Source organism: Ensifer sp. LC11, assembly GCF_001695835.1.
Lineage (GTDB): Bacteria > Pseudomonadota > Alphaproteobacteria > Rhizobiales > Rhizobiaceae > Ensifer.
In genome coordinates this window covers 1-2,500 of the sequence record NZ_MBSO01000007.1, presented here as the reverse complement: position 1 = coordinate 2,500, position 2,500 = coordinate 1, and the positions used below count along the sequence as shown (strand labels likewise).

Here is a 2,500-nt window from a genome sequence, read left to right as displayed (position 1 = left end):
GGTTGGGTAACACCAACTGGAGGACCGAACCCGCATCTGTTGCAATAGATTGGGATGACTTGTGGTTAGGGGTGAAAGGCCAATCAAACTCGGAAATAGCTGGTTCTCCGCGAAAACTATTTAGGTAGTGCGTCGACCGAATACCCTCGGGGGTAGAGCACTGGATGGGCTATGGGGACTCACCGTCTTACTGATCCTAACCAAACTCCGAATACCGAGGAGTACTAGTCGGCAGACACACGGCGGGTGCTAACGTCCGTCGTGAAAAGGGCAACAACCCTGACCTCCAGCTAAGGTCCCCAAGTCATGGCTAAGTGGGAAAGGATGTGAGGATCCCAAAACAACCAGGATGTTGGCTTAGAAGCAGCCATCATTTAAAGAAAGCGTAACAGCTCACTGGTCTAATTAAGGGTCTTTGCGCCGAAAATGTAACGGGGCTAAAGCCATGCACCGAAGCTGAGGATGTGCAGCAATGCACGTGGTAGCGGAGCGTTCCGTAAGCCTGTGAAGGGATACCCGTGAGGGGTCCTGGAGGTATCGGAAGTGCGAATGTTGACATGAGTAACGATAAAGAGGGTGAGAGACCCTCTCGCCGAAAGACCAAGGGTTCCTGCTTAAAGTTAATCTGAGCAGGGTTAGCCGGCCCCTAAGACGAGGCGGACACGCGTAGTCGATGGGAACCACGTTAATATTCGTGGGCCTGGTGGTAGTGACGGATTGCTTAACTTGTTCGGACTTATTGGATTGTCCGGGCGGGGACGCGGTTCCAGGAAATAGCTCCACCGTATAGACCGTACCCGAAACCGACACAGGTGGTCAGGTAGAGTATACCAAGGCGCTTGAGAGAACTATGCTGAAGGAACTCGGCAAATTGCACGCGTAACTTCGGAAGAAGCGTGACCCCAATGGACGCAAGTCTTTTGGGGTGGCACAGACCAGGGGGTAGCGACTGTTTATCAAAAACACAGGGCTCTGCGAAGTCGCAAGACGACGTATAGGGTCTGACGCCTGCCCGGTGCTGGAAGGTTAAGAGGAGGGGTGCAAGCTCTGAATCGAAGCCCCAGTAAACGGCGGCCGTAACTATAACGGTCCTAAGGTAGCGAAATTCCTTGTCGGGTAAGTTCCGACCTGCACGAATGGCGTAACGACTTCCCCGCTGTCTCCAGCATAGACTCAGTGAAATTGAATTCCCCGTGAAGATGCGGGGTTCCTGCGGTCAGACGGAAAGACCCCGTGCACCTTTACTATAGCTTTACACTGGCATTCGTGTCGGCATGTGTAGGATAGGTGGTAGGCTTTGAAGCAGGGACGCCAGTTCTTGTGGAGCCATCCTTGAAATACCACCCTTATCGTCATGGATGTCTAACCGCGGTCCGTTATCCGGATCCGGGACAGTGTATGGTGGGTAGTTTGACTGGGGCGGTCGCCTCCGAAAGAGTAACGGAGGCGCGCGATGGTGGGCTCAGACCGGTCGGAAATCGGTCGTCGAGTGCAATGGCATAAGCCCGCCTGACTGCGAGACTGACAAGTCGAGCAGAGACGAAAGTCGGTCATAGTGATCCGGTGGTCCCGCGTGGAAGGGCCATCGCTCAACGGATAAAAGGTACGCCGGGGATAACAGGCTGATGACCCCCAAGAGTCCATATCGACGGGGTTGTTTGGCACCTCGATGTCGGCTCATCGCATCCTGGGGCTGGAGCAGGTCCCAAGGGTTTGGCTGTTCGCCAATTAAAGCGGTACGTGAGCTGGGTTCAGAACGTCGTGAGACAGTTCGGTCCCTATCTGCCGTGGGTGTAGGAATATTGACAGGATCTGTCCCTAGTACGAGAGGACCGGGATGGACATATCTCTGGTGGACCTGTTGTCCTGCCAAGGGCATAGCAGGGTAGCTATATATGGAATGGATAACCGCTGAAGGCATCTAAGCGGGAAACCAACCTGAAAACGAGTATTCCCTTGAGAACCGTGGAAGACGACCACGTTGATAGGCTGGGTGTGGAAGTGCGGCAACGCATGAAGCTTACCAGTACTAATCGTTCGATTGGCTTGATCGTTCCCATTGCTCATGCTCATCTCAAGGCGAATGCAACGCATTCGTCCGAAGATGATGCCATATACGTCCTCACGCGCCAAAGGCGCTGCGGACGGCGCGCCGGATACCGGCGGCTCGGCTTTGCCGGCTGCTGCAATTATCCGGATAAGACGTAAAGACGTGTTCAAAACAAATGAAGTGAAAGCGATAAACCGCAGGCGGTTTACGCCGACTTCAACCAGCTTCTCATTCGGTTCGCCACCTTCGCAGGTGGCAAATCTTGCGCTTTGCCGACCTGGTGGTTCTGGCGGGGTGGCTGCACCCGTTCCCATTCCGAACACGGCCGTGAAACGCCCCAGCGCCGATGGTACTTCGTCTTAAGACGCGGGAGAGTAGGTCGCTGCCAGGTCTGCAAAACGCAAGAAAACAAACCGAAACGCCGCTCCCCTTCGAGGCAAAGCCGAGAAG

At 54.5% G+C, this 2,500-nt stretch carries 2 rRNA genes (1 of these 2 cut by a window edge); both read left to right on the top strand.

The window, feature by feature from the left end:
- Positions 1–2,054: ribosomal RNA gene (locus BBX50_RS05280) — 23S ribosomal RNA — on the top strand; it begins 742 nt to the left of the window's first position.
- Positions 2,055–2,326: 272 nt separating this feature from the next.
- Positions 2,327–2,441, top strand: a 5S ribosomal RNA gene (rrf, locus tag BBX50_RS05275).
- Positions 2,442–2,500 lie beyond the last annotated feature (59 nt).